The sequence below is a fragment of the Pseudomonas sp. NyZ201 genome (assembly GCF_049860765.1).
GTDB lineage: Bacteria > Pseudomonadota > Gammaproteobacteria > Pseudomonadales > Pseudomonadaceae > Aquipseudomonas > Aquipseudomonas bharatica.
The window spans coordinates 5,142,744-5,163,542 of sequence record NZ_CP187557.1; the positions used below are offsets into that span (position 1 = coordinate 5,142,744).

Consider the following 20,799-nt stretch of genomic DNA (forward strand, 5'->3'; position numbering starts at 1 on the left):
CCATGTCCCCGCCGCGAGGCGGGTTCCGGGCGCGGCCCCGGTAATCGAGGCCGCACCGCGAATCGGGTTTACAGCTTGGGCATGCCGCCGCCGGGCATCATGCCGCCCAGGCCGCGCATCATCTTGGCCATGCCACCCTTGGCAGAAAACTTCTTCATCATCTTCTGCATCTGCTTGTGCTGCTTGATCAGGCGGCCGATGTCCTGCACCTGGGTGCCGGAACCGATGGCGATCCGGCGCTTGCGCGAACCGCTGATCAGGTCAGGGTCACGGCGCTCGGCCGGGGTCATCGAGTTGATGATCGCTTCCATCTGCTTGAACTGCTTCTCGGCCGCACCCTGGGCGTTGCCCATCTGCGCCAGGTTGACCCCGCCGATGCTCGGCAGCTTGTCCATCAGGCCGCCGAGGCCGCCCATGTTCTTCATCTGTTGCAGCTGGTCGCGGAAGTCCTCGAGATCGAAGCCCTTGCCCTTCTTCAGCTTCTTGGCCAGCTTGTCGGCCTTGGCCTTGTCGATGTTCTGCTCGGCCTGCTCGATCAGGCTGAGCACGTCGCCCATGCCGAGGATGCGCGAGGCGATACGGTCCGGGTGGAACGGCTCCAGGGCCTCGGTCTTCTCGCCCATGCCGATGAACTTGATCGGTTTGCCGGTGATGGCACGCACCGACAGGGCGGCACCGCCACGGGCGTCACCGTCGACCTTGGTCAGCACCACGCCGGTCAGCGGCAGGGCATCGCCGAAGGCCTTGGCCGTGTTGGCGGCGTCCTGGCCGGTCATGGCGTCGACCACGAACAGCGTTTCGACCGGCTTGACCGCAGCGTGCAGGTCCTTGATCTCGGTCATCATGTCGGCGTCGATATGCAGACGGCCGGCGGTGTCGACGATGACCACGTCGATGAATTTCAGCTTGGCTTCACGGATCGCCGCTTCGGCGATGGCCACGGGCTTCTGGCTGATGTCGGACGGGAAGAAGGTCACGCCGATGTCGTTGGCCAGGGTTTCCAGCTGCTTGATCGCCGCAGGGCGATAGACGTCGGCAGAGACGACCATGACGGTCTTCTTCTTGCGCTCCTTGAGGAAGCGCGCCAGCTTGCCGGCAGTGGTGGTCTTGCCCGCACCCTGCAGACCGGCCATCAGCACCACGGCAGGCGGCGCGGCGTTCAGGCTCAGGTCCTCGTTGGCCGCGCCCATCAGTTCTTCGAGTTCGGCCTGGACGATCTTCACGAAGGCCTGGCCCGGGGTCAGGCTGCGGGAAACCTCGGTACCGACCGCACGTTCCTTGACCTTGTTGACGAAATCCTTGACCACCGGCAGGGCGACGTCGGCCTCGAGCAACGCCATGCGCACTTCGCGCAGGGTGTCTTTGATGTTGTCTTCGTTCAGCTTGGCCTTGCCGGTGACATGGCGCAGCGTCTGTGACAGACGATCGGTCAGGTTTTCAAACATGGGGATCCTTTCAGGCTCTGTGGAACCGGGGTTTAGCCAGCCGTGGGCACGGACAGGGGCGCGATTATAGCGAAGACTCGCGCCAGCGCACACCATGGTGCAGGACCGGAGCGCACCGGCCGTCTACCACCATGCTTCCTAGGGGGCCGGGTTCTATGCCAAACTCCTCGACTTTCGGGCTTGCCTAACAGGACTTATGCTCCCCTTGTCACCCAGCTTGCTACCCAACCTGATTGCCGCCTGCCTTTACGCCGCCGCGATCATCCTCCAAGGCACCGGCCTGGCCCGCGGTGTCAAGGCCGACAAACGGCTGCTCGGCCTGCTCGGCGCCCTGGCCGTGCTCGCCCAGGGCACCGCGCTGTTCTGGCAACTGCTTACCCCCCTGGGCCTGAGCCTGGACTTCTTCAGCGCCGCGAGCCTGATCGCCACCGCCGTGATCGCCATCACCCTGGTCGCCTGCCTGCGCATCCCGGTGGAAAACCTGCTCCTGCTGCTCTTCCCCCTCGGCCTGCTGACCGCGCTGATCGCCCAGTTCGCGCCGTCCGGCACGGTGCCGCTGGTCAATGAAGAGCCCGGCATCCTCGCCCATATCCTCCTGTCGATCCTGGCCTACGGCCTGTTCACCATCGCGGTGTTCCAGGCGCTGTTGCTGCTGGTGCAGGATCACCAGCTCAAGCACAAGCACCCGTCCGGCCTGATCCGCAACTTCCCGCCGCTGCAGACCATGGAAAGCCTGCTGTTCGGCTTCCTCTGGGCCGGCTGGGGGCTGCTCTCGCTGTCGCTGGTGTCCGGCTGGCTGTTCCTGGACAACCTGTTCGCCCAGCACCTGGTGCACAAGACCCTGCTGTCCTGCGTCGCCTGGGTGGTGTTCGGCGTCCTGTTGTGGGGCCGCACCCGCCTGGGCTGGCGCGGACACAAGGCCATCCGCTGGACCCTGGCCGGCTTCTGCCTGCTGATGCTGGCCTACTTCGGCAGCAAGCTGGTACGCGAATTCATCCTGCATATCTGACGAGCGATCGATGAACACTCTGCCGCTGGCTCCGCTATTCGGGCTACTGGCCCTGGCCTTGTTGTGGTCGGCACTGTTCAGTGCGGTTGATAGTGCACGCCAGCGCCTGGCCAGGGTTCGCGACCAGGATCGCCATCCAGCCCTCGACAGCATTCCGGAGCAGGCCCTGGTGCTCGGCGCCACCCTCGGCAAATTGCTGGTGCTCGCCCTCGCGGCCCTCGCCGGCCTGCACTGCCAGGGCGAGCGCGGTTTCTGGCTGGGCTGCCTGGGTGCCGCCCTGCTCCTGCTGGTCTGCGCCGAGTACCTGCCGCGGCAACTGGCGCGGCGCAATCCGGAGGCGTTCATCGGCCTCGGCATGATCCTCAGGTTCCCGCTCTACCTGCTGCAGCCCCTGGCCCGCCTGCTGGACGGCATCGCCCGCGTGATCGTACGGCCATTCGCGGTCAGGCCTGCGGTGGTCAACCATCACCAGCCCGACGATTCGCTGCCGGATGATAGTGACCAGGACAGCGAGAAACCGGACGCCCGCACCCTGCCCGCCAGCCTGCTGGCCCTGGAAAAGATCACGGTCAACCATATCCTGGTCCCGCGCAGCGAGGTGGACGGCGTCAACCTCGACGAGACCATCGAAGAAATCACTGCCCGCCTGATCGCCTGCAAGCACACGCGCCTGCCGGTGTTCCACAGTGATATCAACCAGGTCCAGGCGGTGTTGAACATACGCCACGTCGCCCACCTGCTGCCCAATGCAGAACTGACCTTCAAGAACCTGCTGGCCGCCTGCTACGAGCCATACTTCGTCCCGGAAAGCACCCCGCTGCAACTGCAGTTGCTGAATTTCCACAAGCAGCAGCGGCGCATGGGCATCGTCGTTGATGAGTACGGCGAAGTGCAGGGCATCGTCACCCTGGAAGACATCCTTGAAGAGATAGTCGGCGAGTTCGAGGAACAGGATCGCCACGACAATCCGCATATCCACCCACAAGCCGACGGAAGCTATGTGATCGAAGGCGCCGTCGCCATCCGCGAACTGAACCGCTGTCTCGGCTGGCACCTGCCCAGCGACGGCCCGAAAACCCTCAACGGCCTGGTGACCGAAGCACTGGAAAGCATTCCGGACAGTGCGGTGTGCCTGAAGATCGGCCGTTATCGCCTGGAAATCCTCGAAACCGAGGACAACCGCGCCAGCCGCATACTGGTCTGGACCGTCACCCGCCCCGCGGCCTGATCCGCCGCAGCGCTGGCGCACGAGCCAGACACATTCGGTATCGAATCTGGCTATACTCGACACACGCTTACCCAGCCCTGCCGTCGCGCCCGCTACCCGCACCCGGCGCTTTGCGGCCACTGCGCACCGCCCGCATGGCGCTTTACCGGTACTGCTTCACACCCCGAACAGTGCCCGCGCCCGCCCCCACCCCGACAGGGCGTATGCTCGGCGACGCGAGTCATACCTATAAATACGCTCCGGCCCCTCGCCATTCACCCGGCAAGGTCGCCAGAAGAGCACTCGACCGTCAGGGGTTCACCAGATGACAACCAGCAGCACCTACAACGAGACGGACGCCGTGCCGTCCGGCAACTCGCCTGCCCGTGTCGCCACTGCCAGCTTCATCGGCACCGCCATCGAGTTCTATGACTTCTACGTGTATGCCACCGCCGCCGCCCTGGTGATCGGACCGGTATTCTTTCCGCAGACCTCGGGCACGGCACAAATGCTGTCGGCCTTCCTCACCTTCGGTATCGCGTTCCTTGCCCGGCCACTGGGCTCGGCCTTGTTCGGCCATTTCGGCGACCGCATCGGCCGCAAGTCGACACTGGTCGCCTCGCTGCTGCTGATGGGCGTGTGTACCACGCTGATCGGGGTCCTGCCGGGACATGACAGCATCGGCATCTGGGCGCCGATCCTGCTTTGCGTGCTGCGCTTCGGCCAGGGCCTGGGCCTTGGCGGCGAATGGGGCGGCGCGGCGCTGCTGGCCACGGAGAACGCACCGAAGAACAAGCGCGCCTGGTTCGGCATGTTCCCGCAACTGGGCCCGTCCATCGGCTTCCTTGCCGCCAACGGCCTGTTCCTGGCGTTGGCCATGCTCCTCAGCGACGAGGACTTCCGTGCCTGGGGCTGGCGTATTCCGTTCCTGCTCAGCGCCGCGCTGGTCATCGTCGGCCTGTACGTGCGCCTGAAGCTCGAAGAAACCCCGGTCTTCGCCAAGGCCATCGCCCGCCACGAGCGGGTGAAAATGCCAGTGGTCGAACTGTTCGCCCAATACTGGCTGCCGGTGCTGCTGGGCGCGCTGGCCATGGTGGTGTGCTACGCGCTGTTCTACATCTCCACGGTATTTTCCCTGAGCTACGGCGTATCGACGCTGGGCTACACGCGGGAAACCTTCCTTGGCCTGCTGTGCTTCGCCGTGCTCTTCATGGCCCTGGCCACGCCCCTGTCGGCCTGGCTCAGCGACCGTTACGGGCGCAAGCCGGTGCTGATCGTCGGTGCGCTGCTGGCCATCGCCTCGGGCTTCGCCATGGAGCCGCTGCTGACCTCGGGCTCCACCGCCGGGGTGGCACTGTTCCTGGCCATCGAGCTGTTCCTGATGGGTGTGACCTTCGCCCCGATGGGCGCGCTGCTGCCGGAGCTGTTCCCGACCCATGTGCGCTACACCGGCGCATCGGCGGCCTACAACCTGGGCGGCATCGTCGGCGCCTCCGCCGCGCCGTTCTTCGCGCAGAAACTGGTGGTGATGGGTGGTTTGAGCTGGGTGGGGGGTTATGTTTCGGCGGCGGCCCTGCTGAGCCTGATTGCCGTGCTGTGCCTGAAGGAAACCCGGCACTCGGATCTGTAGCGAAAAACGGGGCGGACCCTGCGGTACGCCCCGTTTGCTTGAGCCTTACAGCTCGACGTTCACCGCTTGCGAAGCGCGGGTCGCCTTGGCCCGGGCCGCTTCGATCGACTCGTCACGGGCCAGGCACACGCCCATGCGCCGCTGACCATTGACTTCCGGCTTGCCGAACAGACGCAGTGCGGTGTCCGGCTCGGCCAGGGCCGCGCCGAGGTTGTCGAAGGCGGTCTGCTGCGACGTGCCCTCCACCAGAATCACTGCCGAGGCCGAAGGGCCGAACTGACGGATCGCCGGGATCGGCAGGCCGAGGATGGCCCGTGCGTGCAGGGCGAACTGCGACAGGTCCTGGGAAATCAGGGTGACCAGGCCGGTATCGTGCGGACGCGGCGACACTTCGCTGAACCATACCTGGTCGCCCTTGACGAACAGTTCCACGCCGAACAGGCCACGGCCGCCCAGGGCCTCGGTGACCGCCTTGGCCACGCGCTCCGATTCGGCCAGGGCCACCGGACTCATCGCCTGCGGCTGCCAGGATTCCTGATAGTCGCCCTTCTCCTGGCGGTGGCCAACCGGCGCGCAGAAGGTGGTACCACCGATATGGCGAACGGTCAGCAAGGTGATTTCGTAGTCGAAATCGATGAAGCCCTCGATGATCACCCGGCCCTTGCCGGCACGGCCGCCTTCCTGGGCGTAGTCCCAGGCCTTCTGCAGGTCGTCGGCGCTTTTCAGCAGGCTCTGGCCCTTGCCCGACGAACTCATCACCGGCTTGACCACGCACGGGAAGCCGAGGTCCAGGGCGGCGGCCTTGTAGTCTTCGAAGGTGTCGGCGAAGTGATACGGCGAGGTCGGCAGGTCCAGCTCTTCGGCGGCCAGGCGACGGATGCCTTCGCGGTTCATGGTCAGTTGTGCGGCGCGGGCGGTCGGCACCACGGTGAAGCCTTCGGCTTCCAGCTCGACCAGGGTGGCGGTGGCGATGGCTTCGATTTCCGGCACGATGTAGTGCGGCTTCTCGGCCTCGATCACCGCGCGCAGGGCAGCGCCGTCGAGCATGTTGATCACATGGCTGCGGTGCGCCACCTGCATCGCCGGGGCGTTGGCGTAGCGGTCCACGGCAATCACTTCAACGCCCAGGCGTTGCAGCTCGATCACCACTTCCTTGCCCAGCTCGCCGCAACCGCACAGCAGTACACGGGTCGCGGTGGGCGACAATGGAGTTCCGATACGAGTCATCACAGGTCCTCAGGGAGAGAAATCCAGGACCGCCCCAGCACGGTGCGGGCCAGCGAAAGGGGCGTATTTTACATGAGCAATGATCGGGAGTGCGACATAGACCCCTGTGGGAGCTGGCTTGCCAGCGATAGGGCCGGCTTGAGCAATGATGTTGTCAGGACTGGCCAAATCGCTGGCAAGCCAGCTCCCACAGGGTTCAGTGCAGGGTTCAGTTGGCGATTGCGTTCTTGCGTACTCGCCAGGCCATCGCCAGCCACACGGCGGTGACACCGGCGAACTTGGACGCCAGCGCCGTCCCCACTACCGCCGGGGTCAATGCGCCGATCATGCCGAAGAAGATGAAGGTGTCGACGGGAATGCTCAGCGCCGAGCTGATCCACAAACGGTCGTGCAGTGGCCGCCTGGTGATGCTGAACACCAGCCAGTCGATCAGTTCGGACACGGCGAAGGCCGTGGCACTGGCCAGGGCGATGGCCGGCTCGGAAGTGACATAGGACAGCACCAGCGCTGCCAGCATGGCCACCAGCGCGCCATGCCCGTAGCGGGTCTGCACCATGTCGCGCAGGACGAACACCAGCCCGCCCCAGGCGGACCAGATGACATCCAGGTGCGGTGCACTGGAGAAGGCGTAGTTGATCAGCACCACGCTGGCGATGTAGGCGATGAGAAAGAACATTGAAGGTGACCGGTGGACAAGCCGCACAGGGTACTTCACCGACCCCGCGCGGCCAAGTCCCGGGGATCAGCTGACCTTGGCAGGCTGGCCGAAGATCAGCCCGGCAGCCAGGGCACGCTCATGACACAGCGCCAGCACCTGGCGCCGCTCGGCATTGTCCATGCGCCCCCAGCGGGTGATTTCCGTGGCGGTACGCTGGCAGCCGGTGCAGATATCGTGGTCGTCCAGCGCACAGATGCTGACGCAAGGCGATGCCACGGGTTTTTCCACTGAACTGCTCATCAGTCCTCCTGCGGCGCGAGGTCGCGGGCGTAGCGCTGGGCGTTGTGCACGTAATGGGCGGCGCTGGCTTCGAGCATCTTTTTCTGCGCCTCGGTGAGCTCGCGCACGATCTTGCCCGGCGAGCCCATGACCAACGAGCCGTCGGGGATTTCCTTGCCTTCCGGGATCAGCGCATTGGCGCCGATGATGCAGTGCTTGCCGATCCTGGCGCCGTTGAGGATCACCGCATTGATGCCGATCAGGCTGAAGTCGCCCACCGTGCAGCCATGCAGCATGGCATTGTGACCGATGGTCACGCCCTGGCCGATGGTCAGCGGCGAACCCATGTCGGTGTGCATCACCGTGCCGTCCTGGACGTTGCTGTTCTCGCCGATGTCGATCAGTTCGTTGTCGCCGCGCAGGACCGCATTGAACCAGACGCTGGCCCCGGCCTGCAGGCGGATCTTGCCGATCAGCGTGGCATTGGGCGCTACCCAGCTTTGCGGGTGGGTTTCGACCCGCAGGTCGCCCAGACGGTATTTCATGCGTGGATCCTCACGGTAGATGCGCGGCGGGTGGTCCCGCTCGTCAGAGTGGAGTGAAGCGCTCGGGCGGCTGGTGCAGGCTGATCCGCGCGTCGTAGAGCAGGTTGACCAGTTCGACGATCATGATCGCCGACAAGCCCCAGATCTTGTATTCACCGTAGCGGTAGCTGGGCACGTACCAACTGCGGCCCTGGTAGTCGATACGGTGGGTGTGGTCACGCGGGTCCTGGCGGAAGAACTCCAGCGGAACGGTGAACACCGCGGCAATCTCGGCATCGTTGGGCCGGTATTCGACGTAATCGGGGATCAACCCGACATACGGCGTGACCTTCAGGCCGTGCAGGGACACCAGCGGGCTGAGCGGCCCGACCACCTCGACCAGCCCCGGTGGCAGGCCGATTTCTTCTTCGGCTTCGCGAAGTGCGGTGAATACCAGGTCAGGGTCATCCGGGTCGCGTCGCCCGCCGGGAAACGCCACTTCGCCGCCGTGGGTGGACAGGCCCTTGGCGCGCAACGTAAGGACCAGCTCCGGCTCTTCGCTGCGGGTGATGGGCAACAGCACCGCGGCCTCGGGAAAACGACGATCGGTTTCCAAAGTGCCCGGTGTGTGACTGCTCACACGGCGAAGTAGCTCGTCCAGCATGGTCTCTCTCGTTCCAGAATCGTCCTGCATCATGCACCAAAGCCGTCCCGCGCCCAAGCCCCGCTGACGATCGCCCTTGCCCGGCGCAGGAGCGGGAGGCGAAGATAGCCGCAACCCACAGGAAGATAAGCATGAAATACTGCAGTGCGTGCGGCAAGCCGGTGACCCAGCGTATTCCCGAAGGCGACTCGCGCCTGCGCTACGTGTGCGATCACTGCCAGGCGATCCACTACCAGAACCCCAATATCGTGGCCGGCGTGCTGCCCAATCATGGCAGCCGGGTGCTGCTGTGCCGCCGCGCGATCGAGCCGCGCAAGGGCTACTGGACGCTGCCGGCCGGTTTCATGGAGAACGGCGAGACCATGGAGCAGGCCGCGCGTCGGGAAACCGTCGAGGAAGCCTGCGCGCGCCTGGGCGAGCTGACCCTGTATCACCTCTACGATCTGCCGCATATCAACCAGGTCCATGTGTTCTTTCGCGGCGAACTGGCCGATCTTGATTTCGACATCGGCGTCGAAAGTCTCGAAGTGCGCCTGTTCGAGGAACACGAGATCCCGTGGGACGAGCTGGCTTTCCGCACCGTGCGCGTCACACTAGAATGCTACTATCGGGACCGCGAAAAGCAGCACTATCCGGTGCGCAACCATAGCCTGCCGCCTTCTTTCGCCCCGCCACCCACACTCGAATCATGAAGTTGCTTCTCCGGGGATACCGTTCAATGCGCTGGTTGCTTGCCCTTTTCTGCCTGAGTGTTGCCTCGCTGTCCCAGGCCGCCTATATCGAGACCATCATCAGGAAACCGGTAGTCAAGGACGATGCGCCCCTGGTTTCTCCCGCCACAACCCCCACGCCGGGCCGTATCGACAAGGTCCTGGTGATCAAGTCGCAGCGCCGCCTGGAGCTGATCAGCAATGGCGAACCCCTGAAGACCTACCGCATCTCCCTCGGCAAGAAACCTGTGGGCGCCAAGGAGCGCGAAGGCGACAAGCGCACCCCGGAAGGCTTCTACTGGCTGGACTGGCGCAAGGTCTCGGACCGCTACAACCTGGCGATCCACGTGTCCTATCCGAATGTGACGGACGCGGCCAAGGCACGGCGGGAAGGTGTGCAACCGGGCGGCATGATCATGATCCACGGCACGCCGCTGGGCGGGGAGTATCCCGAGGAAGTGTTCCACACGCTGGACTGGACCGAAGGCTGCATCGCCATGCGCAACACGGACATGCGCGAAGTGTGGAACCTGGTGCAGGACGGCACCATGATCGAGATCCGGCCCTGAAGAAAATCTCAAGCACGACGCGGGCCCTGTGGGAGCGGGTTCACCCGCGATTATGGTAGCGAGGTCACCATCGCAATCGCGGGTGAACCCGCTCCCACAGGGTCCGCACCGCACTTTCGATTTTTTATCGACTCACCTCCCTCAGAAATTTCCTCAGCAAACCCCGCCTTTTTCCCACCCAAGTTCGCGCACTTCCCCAGCATCCAGACGGATGCCCCGTGCCCTAGATTCCTTTCCCTCATAACGACTCTCCGTCCTAGAACAACAATATAGGGACGTGCCATGCCGTGTTTATTCGGACGCAGGTGCCTGCTGGCGTCCGTGATCCTTGTCGCCCTGCTGCCAGGACCCGCCACTGCCCAGGCCAACCCGGGGCTGCCACTGCTGCGCGAGCAGGAGCAGGAAACCCGCGAGCTCAGGCGCGAGCAACAACTGCGGCGGCTGGACTCTCCAACGATCGGTGCACCCGACGAACCCACCCCGACAATTTCCGGAAATGCTCACTGCTGGCCGATCCGCGCGGTGAAGCTGGCCGGAAGTACCCTGCTGAAAAGCCGAACCCTGCGCGAACGCCTCGACGCACTGCTGCACCCCTGCATGACCGAGACACATCTCAACGAGTTGCTCAAGGGGATCACCCGGCTTTACCTCGACCAGGGTTACCTGGGTAGCCGGCCTTACCTGGCCAGCCCACCGCAGAACGGCACGCTCGAGATCATCATCGTCGAAGGTTTCGTGGAGTCGGTGGAGTTCGATGAACCGGACCTGCCCCTGTCGCTGTCCCGCGCCTTTCCCGACCTGCTCGGCAAGCCGCTGAAGCTGGGTGATCTGGAGCAAGGCCTGTGGCAAATGAACCGCCTGCAGAGCGTCGATCTCAGCGCCGACCTGGAACCCGGCTCGATGCCCGGAGGGACGCGCGTGGTGATCCGTTCGCAGCGCGCCCGCACTTCGCGCCTGCGCCTGCTGGGCAGCCTGGACAATAACGGCAATGTCCTGGTGGGTCGCGGCCAACACGGACTGCAACTGGGCATCGACAGCCCCCTGGAACAGAACGACTTTTTCGCGCTGCACAGCACCAGCAGCCTGCCAGGCAGCCCCGGAAACAGTCATAGGCTTGGCCTGAGCTACAGCATTCCACAGGGTCCCTGGACCTTCAGCCTGAACGCCGTCCGCCTGCACTACCGAGCACCACTCCCCGCCTCGCATCGAGTCACCGAGGGCCGCATCGACCTGTACAGCGTCAAGCTGGAGAACACCTTCCGCTACCTGAACACCCTGCAATTCGATTACAGCCTTCAACTGGGCCAAAAGCACGCAGACACCCGACTGTCCCATAGCAGGATCAAGTTCCAGAGCCCTACCGTCACGGTCGTCGATGCCGACGTCACCCTCAGTTGGCGCGACGATGCCATATGGAGCATCGCCCTCGGCTACAGCCAGGGTCTGACCTGGTTCGGTGCCGACACGCAAAGGTTCAACTCCCGCTCTCCCGAGCCGCAGTTCCGCAAGTACCGCGCCACGCTCTGGCAGCGCCGCGAAAGCATGAATCCCGGACGGCGGTGGCGCTGGGATAGCGAATTGGCCTTGCAATTCAGCCCCGATCCGCTCGTTGCCCTGGAGCACATAGCGATTGGCGACGCCTCCGCCGTGCGCGGCTTCCGTGACAGCGGTGTGTCCGATTCCAGCGGCGCCGTCTGGCGCAACACCCTAAGCCTGCCCCTGAACACCGCACTGCCGCTGGAGATTCGCCCATTCCTCGGACTCGACGCCGGCTGGAGCCGCTTCGACCATGGCGCCCCCTCGCAACGCCTGCTGGGCCTGTCCACCGGACTTGAGCTCAGCCGCCCCGACGCCCGCCTGCGTCTCGACTACCAGCGCGCCCTGCACAACGACAACACGCCCCGCCACGCCCTCGAGCCCGGCCACTGGCGCGCGCAATTGACCCTGGTTTTCTGACTCATCACCGAGAGAGACCGCACCGTGAAACAAGCCCAACCCTGCTTTACCCCCAACCTGCTGCGCCTGGCCATCACCGCCAGCCTGCTGGCCCCAGTTGGCGCCCTCGCCAACCCGGCCCTGCAACCTGCCAGCGGCCCCGCTGGCACCCCGACGATCAACCCGCAAAACGGCGTACCGGTGATCGATATCGTCGCGCCTTCGGCCAGCGGCCTGTCGCACAACCAGTTCCTCGACTACAACGTCGGCCAGCCCGGGGTAGTGCTGAACAATGCCGTCGAGGCCGGTCAGTCGCAGCTCGCGGGAAAACTGGGGGCCAACCCGCAGTTCCAGGGCCAGGCTGCCTCGACCATCCTCAACGAGGTGATCAGCCGCAAGTCCTCGGTGATCGAAGGTCCCCAGGAAGTCTTCGGCCGCCCCGCCGACTATATCCTCGCCAACCCCAACGGCATCACCATCAATGGCGGCAGCTTCATCAACACCACCAAGGCCGGGCTGCTGGTGGGCCGCCCAATGATCGAGGACGGGCGCCTGAGTGAACTCGACAGCCGCACTGGCGCTGGCGAACTGAACGTCGGCGTCCGCGGCGCAAGCACTACCGAAGGCGCGCTGGCCCTGATCGCCCCGCGCATCGAAAGCGCCGGCCTGCTGGATGCCAAGGGCGACCTCGACGTGATCGCCGGTCGCAACCGTATCGATCACGCCAGCGGGCAGATCGTCGAGCACCTCCCGGGCACACCGGGGAGCATCGACGCCAACCTGTTCGGCGCCATGAGCGCCGGACGCATTCGTATCATCAGCACCGCCGAAGGCGCCGGGGTGCGTATCGCCGCGCCGTCGCTGACCGCCCGTGACGGCATCAGCGTGAAGTCGGCCGGTGACCTCGACATCAGCGGCAACGCCCGCCGGCAAAGCCGCCTGGATGCCGGCAAGGGCAAGCTGGAACTCGACGCCACGGACGACCTGCGCCTTACCGCCATCGACGCCAGCGCGACCAGGGTCGAAGGGCGGGCCGGCAAGCGCCTGGTCCTCGACAGCAAGACCCGCGAGAAGATCAAGCAGGAAAACGAGCAACGCGAGAAGAAGTGGTGGTTCGTCACTACCGAGACCTACAAGCGCAAGCGCACCACCACGACGCGCAAGGACCTCGGCAGCCAGCTGGCCTCCAGCGGCGGCATCGACCTGCAGGCCGGCACCGACCTGCAGATGCGCAATGCCAAGGTCAAGGCCGGCGGCGACCTCGACGTGCGCAGCGGCGGCCGCCTGGATATCGGTGCGGGGCTGGAAAGCGTCCGCGTCGACGAAACCGTCCGCCACCGCAAGCACCTCTGGCGCGGCGACAAGGACAGCCGTGAATACCGCGAGAGCGCATTGCCCAGCGAGCTGTCCGGGCGCAAGGTGAAGCTGCAGGCCGGCGATGAAATGCGTGTGGCCGGCAGCACCCTGCGCAGCGGCAAGGACATGACCCTGCAAGCGCCGCAGCTGGACATCACCAGCGAACGCCAGGACCGCAGCGAAAGCAACAAGCAGTACCGCGGCGACCTGGTTTCCGGCAGCTTCTTCGGCACGCACGACAACGGCCAGGGCGGCGACACCCGCAATCTCGGCAGCCAGGTGGTTTCCGGCGGCGCCCTGACCGTGGTCGCCGACCAGGTCCAGGTCAGTGGCAGCCGCATCGCCAGCAAGGATGACGCCCTGCTGGTCAGCCAGAAGGCGGCGCTCAACGTCGAGCCTGCCTATGACACATCGGCGCGTAGCAGCCAGCACAGCGACAGCAAGGTCTTCGGCCTGATCAAGAACGGCAGCGAGCGCCAGCAGAGCGGCAGCTCGGTGCTGGTCAGCGATGTCGCCTCCGACAGCAACCTGCGCCTGGCCAGCGCCGATGAGCTGAAGGTGATCGGCGCAAAACTGCAGGCCGGCGGCGACCTGAAACTGGAGGCGACGAAGGACGTGAACATCAGCGCCGCCAGCGAAACCCGCCTCGACACCAGCCAGGAGTCGGCGCGCGGCTTCTATGCCAATGCCGGCGAGACCCAGCAGGCCGCGGATGGCAAACCGGGCTCGAAACAGTACCGGGCTGCAGCAGGCTACCAACTGACCCACAAGGACAGCAGCGACAGCACCACCACCCTCACGCCCAGCCAACTGAGCGCCGGCAACATCGCGATCGACGGCAAGGCCTCGGTGGCGATCGACAGTTCGAAGCTCACCGCCAGCCAGGGCGCCCTTCTGATCGATGGCCAGCAGGTCAGCCTTGGCGCGCAGAGCAACCAGCAGACCCGCAAGCGCAGCGACACAAGTGTTGGCGGAGGCATCGGCGTGACCGGCGGCATGGACCGCATCGGCAGCGGCCCCGAGGGTTTCCATCAGCGGCAGACCCGCGAGGAAATCAATCTGGATCCGCTCTCCAGCGAGCTGAAGGCTCCGGGCGATATCCGCATCAAGACGCCGGCGCTGGTCAATGAGGCGGCCAAGGTCGAGGCAGGTGGCACGCTGCTGGTGGACGCCCAACAGGTGGAGAACCGCGCGACCGCCAAGGTCCACGAGGTGCGTGAAGGCAACCAGGACTGGAGCGGGCGCGCCGGCGTGAGCCTGGAGGTCCGCGACCTGACCCGGCCCATCGAGAACCTGGTGACCGGCAATGAGGCCGCGCGCTTCCAGCAAGGCTCGGTGGAAGATGCCCTGGCCCCGCCGACGCTGGGCGTGGACGTGTCGCTGGACCATCTCAACCGCCAGCAAACCCGCCGCACGGAAACGGCCACGGTCAGCGAACTGGGCGCCGGCGCCATCCAGGTCAAGGCCGACACCCTGAACGACACCGGCACCCGGTACAACGCCAGCAATGGACAGGTGTGGATCGACGTGCAGGACCATCAATTCGCGGCAGCTCAGGACAGCACGCGGGAAACGGTGAAGCGCCTGGACGTCAGCGGCGCCGCGCGGGTGGAAACCGCCACCGGCAAGGACATCGCCGTGCGCCTGTCCGGCAAGGGCGGCTCGCTGGACAGCACGACGCAGAGCATCACTGCGCAGCCCGGCAGCCTGTATGGCCAGCAGGGCATCCAGGTTCAACTGGGCAGCGACGGGACCTATGAAGGCACCGCGTTCAATGGCAGCAAGGGCGCGGTAACCATCGACGCCGGTGGCGACCTGACCTTCGCCCAGGCCAATGACCGTCAGTCCCACAGACTGCGCCAGACCGACGGCAGCGGCTGGGTCAAGGCCGGCAACACCCCGGGCGGCAGCGCCCTGGAGCTGCGTGGCTATCTCGACCACAAGCAGCTCGACAGCAGCGACAGCCAGGCGCGGGTCGGCAGTATCGATACGGAGGGCGTGGTGCAGTTGAAATCCGCTGGCGAAATGGCCCTGGTCGGTACGCGCATCGGTGATCCGAAGGCCAAGCCTGCGGATATCGTCCTGGACGCGCAGGGTACGCTGAACGTGCTGGCTGCCACTGACACCCATCGGGCGACCGGCAGCAACATCGGTGGCGGCGCTGAAGTGCTGGTCAAGAAAGCCGACGCCGGCCACGGTGGCGGGCTGGGCGGGCACTTCGAGACAGGTCGGGTGGATGAAACCAGCAGCACCGCCACCGGCGCAGTCCTGACTGCAGAAAACACCTTGACCTTGAAAAGCCAGGACAGCAGCGAGCAGGCCATTCACCTGCAAGGGGTCAAGGCTTCGGCCAAGGAGATCATCGTTTCGGCGGAGAACGGCGGGGTCCTGGTCGAGTCGGGGCAGAACCTGGAAAAACGCGACAATCTCAAGCTCACGGTCGGTGCCGGGTTCTCAAGGACGCCCGCCGAGGTCAAGGCCGATAACAAGCAGGCCCTGCACGGCCGGGCACAGGTCGCCCTGGACCAACTGGACAGCCTGCGCCATCTCAACAGCGAGCTGACCGGGCAGCGGCTCAGCCTCGACAGCCTCAACGATATGCAACTCAAGGGCGTGCGCGTGAACGCCGGGCGCATCGACGGCCAGATCGGCGGCGACCTGTTGGTGGCGAGCCAGATGGATAGGGTCAATGGCCTGAAAGTCGAGGTGGATGCACGACTGAGCCAGGAGAAGAATCCCCAGGGCTATCTCAATGCGGTGAAGTCGTTCAGCGGGCCGCTGGGCGCCAAGGCGGAGAAGAGCGTCGGGTCGGCGGTGCAGAAGGTCGATCCGGGCTTTTCACCAACGCTGGACCTGAAGGTGGATCATCGCAAGCTCGACAGCATTGCCGAGCCGAGCCGGCTGGTCGGGCGAGACGGGATCAATCTGGAGGTCGCGGGTGATGTACACCTGAAGGGTGCGGATCTGCGGGCGCCGAAGGGTGAGGTCGAACTGGGCAGCGGGCAAGTCAGCAAGGAAACGCTGAGCGGACGGGATTACCGGCGGGTGGTAGGGACCAATCTGTCCAATGCTCCGGTGGAGTTGGGAGAGGATCTGGTGAAGACCTACAAGGAGAGTGCGATGGGACTGGAGGATGGGGATGCTTCGGTGGACCTGGGGCTGTTCAGGACCGGGGGGCATGATCGGGAGGTTAGCGTTGGGTCGAATGTAACCAGCAAGAAGGGACAACACTAACCTCTGTGGGAGCGGGTTCACCCGCGATTACGGTAGTGAATTCACCATCGCAATCGCGGGTGAACCCGCTCCCACAGGGGACGCGTGCAGCCTTCAGAGATCAGCGAGCTTCCAGGCCTCGTAGGCCGGGGTTTCATAGGGATGGCTGTGCTTCAGCGCGCCAACGACCTGGTGAATCAGCTCGTCCGCCACCACCAGTTCCACCCGCCATTCCTCCACCGACTCGACCACCCCGCTCTGCCCGATGAACGGCGTTGCGCCGTCCAGCGGGCGGAACTGGCCCTGGCCCAGCACCTGCCAGGCACAGCAGTCGTAGTCGCCGATCCGCCCGCCACCGGCCTCGAACACGGCCTGCTTGACCGTGTCGAGGTGGCTTGGCGGGACAAAGAACGCGAGTTTGTACAACTCAGTTCACCCAGACCCGCGCATTGCGGAACATGCGCATCCAGCCGGCGTCCTCGCTCCAGTCGTCCGGACGCCAGGAGTTCTGCACCGCACGGAACACCCGCTCGGGGTGCGGCATCATGATGGTGACGCGACCGTCGCGGCTGGTCAGGCCGGTGATCCCGCGCGGCGAGCCGTTCGGGTTGGCCGGGTAGCGCTCGGTGACCTTGCCGTGGTTATCGACGAAGCGCAGCGCCACGCAGCCGGACAGGTCGGCTTCGAGCAGGGCCTGCTCGCTGGAGAACTCGGCATGGCCCTCGCCGTGGGCGATGGCGATCGGCATGCGCGAACCGGCCATGCCCTGCAGGAAGATCGAGTTGGACTTCTGTACCTCGACCATGGCGACACGGGCCTCGAACTGCTCCGAGCGGTTGCGCACGAAGTGCGGCCAGTATTCGGTGCCCGGGATCAGCTCGTGCAGGTTGGACATCATCTGGCAACCGTTGCACACGCCGAGGGCGAAGCTGTCGGTACGCTCGAAGAAGCCCTGGAAGGCATCGCGGGCGCGGGCGTTGAACAGCGCCGACTTGGCCCAGCCCTCACCGGCGCCGAGGACGTCGCCGTAGGAGAAGCCACCGCAGGCCACCAGGCCCTTGAACGCGTTGAGGTCGACGCGGCCGGCGAGGATATCGCTCATGTGCACGTCGATCGCATTGAAGCCGGCGCGGTCGAACGCCGCAGCCATCTCCACCTGGCCGTTGACGCCCTGCTCGCGCAGTACGGCAACCTGTGGACGCACGCCCTTCTTGATATAAGGCGCGGCGATGTCCTGGTTGACGTCGAAGCCCAGCTTGACGCTCAGGCCCGGGTTTTCTTCTTCCAGCAGCAGGTCGAATTCCTGGTCGGCACACTGGGCGTTGTCGCGCAGGCGCTGGATCTGGTAGCTGGTTTCGGCCCAGACGCGTTGCAGCAGGCGACGGTCGCCGTCGAAGAGCATCTCGCCGTTCAGGCTGATGGCCACTTCGCCGTTGTTGACCGGCTTGCCGATCACCGCGACGCAGTCGCCCAGGCCGGCGGCGCTGAATTGCGCCAGCACGTCCGGAGTGGCGTCCTGGCGAACCTGGATCACCGCACCCAGCTCTTCGTTGAACAGCACGGCGGCGACGTCGTCGCGGCTGTCGGCCAGGGTGTCGAGGGTCAGGTTCAGGCCGCAGTGCCCGGCGAAGGCCATTTCCAGGGCGCTGACCAGCATGCCGCCATCGGAACGGTCGTGGTAGGCCAGCAGGTGACCATCGGCGTTGAGGCCCTGGATCACGGCGAAGAAGGCTTTCAGGTCTTCGGCATCATCGACGTCCGGGGCCTGGGCACCGAGCTTGCCGTGGGTCTGGGCGAGGATCGAAGCCCCCATGCGGTTCTGCCCGCGGCCCAGGTCGATCAGGATCAGGTCGGTTTCGCCCTTGTCCATGCGCAGCTCTGGCGTGAGGGTCTTGCGCACATCGACCACCGGCGCGAAGCCGGTAACGATCAGCGACAGCGGCGAGGTCACGGTCTTCTCGGCGCCTTCGTCGCTCCAGCGGGTCTTCATGGACATGGAGTCCTTGCCCACCGGGATGGTCAGGCCCAGCTCGGGGCAGAGTTCCATGCCCACGGCCTTGACGGTGTCGTACAGACGGGCGTCTTCACCCGGGTGGCCGGCAGCCGACATCCAGTTGGCCGACAGCTTGATATCCGAGAGTTTCTCGATGCGCGAGGCGGCCATGTTGGTCAGGGTCTCGCCGATCGCCATGCGCCCGGACGCCGGAGCGTCGAGCAGGGCCAGCGGAGTGCGCTCGCCCATCGCCATGGATTCGCCGGTGTAGACGTCGAAGCTGGTGGCGGTGACGGCGCAGTCGGCCACCGGGACCTGCCATGGGCCGACCATCTGGTCGCGAGCGACCAGGCCGGTAATGGTGCGGTCGCCGATGGTGATCAGGAAGCTCTTGCTGGCCACGGCCGGATGACGCAGGACGCGCTCGATGGAGTCGGCCAGTTCAAGCTTCGACGGGTCGAAATCATCGCCCAGCTCGGCTTCGCGGGTGACCGAACGGTGCATGCGCGGCGGCTTGCCCAGCAGCACTTCCAGCGGCATGTCCACCGGAGTATTGCCGAAGTGGCTGTCGGTAACGGTCAGTTGCGGCTCTTCGGTGGCCTCGCCGACCACCGCGAACGGGCAGCGCTCGCGTTCGCAGATGGCCTGGAAGCGCTCGAAATCGACCGCGCTGACGGCCAGCACGTAGCGTTCCTGGGACTCGTTGCTCCAGATTTCGTGCGGGGCCATGCCCGGCTCGTCGTTCGGCACATTGCGCAGTTCGAAGCGACCACCGCGGCCGCCATCGTTGACCAGCTCGGGGAAGGCGTTGGAAATGCCGCCGGCACCGACGTCATGGATGAAGGCGATCGGGTTCTTGTCGCCCAGCTGCCAGCAACGGTCGATGACTTCCTGGCAACGACGCTCCATTTCCGGGTTTTCCCGCTGCACCGAAGCGAAGTCGAGGTCGGCGGAGCTGGCGCCGGTGGCCATGGACGAGGCCGCACCGCCGCCCAGGCCGATCAGCATGGCCGGGCCGCCGAGGACGATCAGCTTGGCGCCGACGGTGATTTCACCCTTCTGCACGTGCTCTTCACGGATGTTGCCCATGCCGCCGGCGAGCATGATCGGCTTGTGGTAGCCGCGCACTTCGTCGCCATGAGGAGTGCTGATGGACTGCTCGAAGGTACGGAAGTAACCGGTCAGCGCCGGACGGCCGAACTCGTTGTTGAACGCGGCGCCGCCCAGCGGCCCTTCGATCATGATGTCCAGGGCGTCGACGATGCGCTCGGGCTTGCCGTACGGCTTTTCCCACGGCTGTTCGAAGCCCGGGATGCGCAGGTTGGACACGGTGAAACCGGTCAGGCCGGCCTTTGGCTTGGCACCGCGGCCGGTGGCGCCTTCGTCGCGGATCTCGCCGCCGGAGCCGGTGGAAGCACCCGGGAACGGGGCGATGGCGGTCGGGTGGTTGTGGGTCTCGACCTTCATCAGGATGTGCACCGGCTCCTGCACCGCGCCGTACTGGCGGGTTTCAGGGTTCGGGAAGAAGCGCCCGGCCACGGAACCGACGATCACCGAGGCGTTGTCCTTGTAGGCGGACAGCACGCCTTCGCTGTGCATCTGGTAGGTGTTCTTGATCATGCCGAACAGGCTTTTTTCCTGGCTCTCGCCGTCGATATCCCAACTGGCGTTGAAGATCTTGTGACGGCAGTGCTCGGAGTTGGCCTGGGCGAACATCATCAGTTCGATGTCGTGCGGGTTGCGCTTGAGGCCCTGGAAGGCATTGACCAGGTAATCGATCTCGTCCTCGGCCAGGGCCAGGCCCAGCTCGACGTTGGCCTTTTCCAGCGCGGCGCGACCGCCACCGAGGATGTCCACGGCGGTCAGCGGCTTGGGCTCGGCGTGGCTGAACAGGCCGGCGGCCTCTTCCAGCCTGCCCAGCACGATCTGGGTCATGCGGTCGTGCAGCAGCTCGGCGACGCTGGCGGCGTCGGCATCGCTCAGTTCACCGGCAACGTAGTAGGCGATGCCGCGCTCCAGGCGACGAACGACTTCCAGGCCGCAGTTGTGGGCGATGTCGCTGGCCTTGCTCGACCAGGGCGAGATGGTGCCGAAACGCGGCATGACCAGGAACAGGCGACCGGCAGGCTCCTGCACCGGGACGCTCGGGCCGTACTTGAGCAGGCGCGCAAGCACTTGCTGTTGGTCGGCGGTCAGATCGCCGTCAACTTCGGCGAAATGAGCGAATTCAGCGTACAAACCATTAACAGCGGGGACTTTCTGGCTCAGTTGCTCGAGTAATTTACCGTGGCGAAAGGCAGAAAGGGCAGGAGCGCCGCGCAGGATCAACATCGTCGGGACAGCCTCAAGAAGGGGGTGTGCTTGGAGGCCGTGCATTCTA

At 65.2% G+C, this 20,799-nt stretch carries 15 protein-coding genes; 7 read left to right on the forward strand and 8 right to left on the reverse strand.

The window, feature by feature from the left end; genetic code table 11:
• Positions 1-68 precede the first annotated feature (68 nt).
• On the reverse strand, positions 69-1,445 hold the full coding sequence (gene ffh, locus ACPFMA_RS23110; RefSeq protein WP_009403590.1) for a signal recognition particle protein: 1,377 nt from the start codon (positions 1,443-1,445) through the stop codon (positions 69-71).
• A gap of 196 nt (positions 1,446-1,641) precedes the next feature.
• Here ffh and ACPFMA_RS23115 point away from each other — a divergent pair, with 196 nt between their 5' ends.
• The 3 genes from ACPFMA_RS23115 (at position 1,642) to ACPFMA_RS23125 (ending at position 5,291) form a co-directional block, all read left to right on the forward strand.
• Entirely contained in the window at positions 1,642-2,454 is an 813-nt protein-coding gene (locus tag ACPFMA_RS23115) for a cytochrome C assembly family protein (protein WP_425928817.1), read from the forward strand.
• Between the two features lie 10 nt (positions 2,455-2,464).
• Positions 2,465-3,682 carry a transporter associated domain-containing protein gene (locus ACPFMA_RS23120; RefSeq protein WP_425928818.1) on the forward strand — a complete coding sequence of 406 codons (1,218 nt, stop codon included), beginning with the start codon at positions 2,465-2,467 and terminating at the stop codon, positions 3,680-3,682.
• A 304-nt stretch (positions 3,683-3,986) separates the two neighbouring features.
• On the forward strand, positions 3,987-5,291 hold the full coding sequence (locus ACPFMA_RS23125; RefSeq protein WP_009403585.1) for an MFS transporter: 1,305 nt from the start codon (positions 3,987-3,989) through the stop codon (positions 5,289-5,291).
• Positions 5,292-5,336: 45 nt separating this feature from the next.
• Here the strand turns inward: ACPFMA_RS23125 and purT are convergent, their stop codons facing one another.
• The 5 genes from purT to ACPFMA_RS23150 form a co-directional block, all read right to left on the reverse strand.
• Complete coding sequence (purT, locus tag ACPFMA_RS23130) at positions 5,337-6,518, reverse strand: formate-dependent phosphoribosylglycinamide formyltransferase (protein WP_009403583.1); 1,182 nt, start codon at positions 6,516-6,518, stop codon at positions 5,337-5,339.
• 208 nt (positions 6,519-6,726) lie between these two features.
• The gene (locus ACPFMA_RS23135; protein ID WP_064301708.1) at positions 6,727-7,194 is read right to left on the reverse strand and encodes a VUT family protein; all 468 of its coding nucleotides are present in this window, start codon (positions 7,192-7,194) and stop codon (positions 6,727-6,729) included.
• Between the two features lie 66 nt (positions 7,195-7,260).
• On the reverse strand, positions 7,261-7,476 hold the full coding sequence (locus ACPFMA_RS23140; protein ID WP_064301707.1) for a DUF1289 domain-containing protein: 216 nt from the start codon (positions 7,474-7,476) through the stop codon (positions 7,261-7,263).
• Complete coding sequence (locus ACPFMA_RS23145; protein ID WP_009403573.1) at positions 7,476-8,000, reverse strand: gamma carbonic anhydrase family protein; 525 nt, start codon at positions 7,998-8,000, stop codon at positions 7,476-7,478. The genes ACPFMA_RS23140 and ACPFMA_RS23145 overlap by 1 nt, the downstream gene beginning before the upstream one ends.
• Positions 8,001-8,043: 43 nt before the next feature.
• Positions 8,044-8,643 carry a CoA pyrophosphatase gene (locus ACPFMA_RS23150; protein ID WP_064301706.1) on the reverse strand — a complete coding sequence of 200 codons (600 nt, stop codon included), beginning with the start codon at positions 8,641-8,643 and terminating at the stop codon, positions 8,044-8,046.
• 131 nt (positions 8,644-8,774) lie between these two features.
• Here ACPFMA_RS23150 and ACPFMA_RS23155 point away from each other — a divergent pair, with 131 nt between their 5' ends.
• From ACPFMA_RS23155 to ACPFMA_RS23170, 4 genes are all read left to right on the forward strand, one after another.
• Complete coding sequence (locus ACPFMA_RS23155) at positions 8,775-9,335, forward strand: NUDIX hydrolase (RefSeq protein WP_425928819.1); 561 nt, start codon at positions 8,775-8,777, stop codon at positions 9,333-9,335.
• Positions 9,336-9,361: 26 nt separating this feature from the next.
• Positions 9,362-9,922, forward strand: a complete 561-nt coding sequence (locus ACPFMA_RS23160) for a L,D-transpeptidase family protein (protein WP_420059156.1) — start codon at positions 9,362-9,364, stop codon at positions 9,920-9,922.
• 321 nt (positions 9,923-10,243) lie between these two features.
• Positions 10,244-11,878 carry a ShlB/FhaC/HecB family hemolysin secretion/activation protein gene (locus ACPFMA_RS23165; protein ID WP_425928820.1) on the forward strand — a complete coding sequence of 545 codons (1,635 nt, stop codon included), beginning with the start codon at positions 10,244-10,246 and terminating at the stop codon, positions 11,876-11,878.
• A 24-nt stretch (positions 11,879-11,902) separates the two neighbouring features.
• Positions 11,903-16,447, forward strand: coding sequence for a hemagglutinin repeat-containing protein (locus tag ACPFMA_RS23170; protein WP_425928821.1), 4,545 nt, complete (start codon positions 11,903-11,905; stop codon positions 16,445-16,447).
• A gap of 93 nt (positions 16,448-16,540) precedes the next feature.
• On the opposite strand, the gene ACPFMA_RS23175 is transcribed toward ACPFMA_RS23170, so the two are convergent.
• A complete protein-coding gene (locus ACPFMA_RS23175; protein ID WP_420059159.1) occupies positions 16,541-16,852 on the reverse strand; it encodes an NGG1p interacting factor NIF3 in 312 nt (103 codons plus the stop codon).
• 1 nt (position 16,853) lies between these two features.
• Positions 16,854-20,750, reverse strand: a complete 3,897-nt coding sequence (gene purL, locus ACPFMA_RS23180; protein ID WP_420059160.1) for a phosphoribosylformylglycinamidine synthase — start codon at positions 20,748-20,750, stop codon at positions 16,854-16,856.
• Positions 20,751-20,799 lie beyond the last annotated feature (49 nt).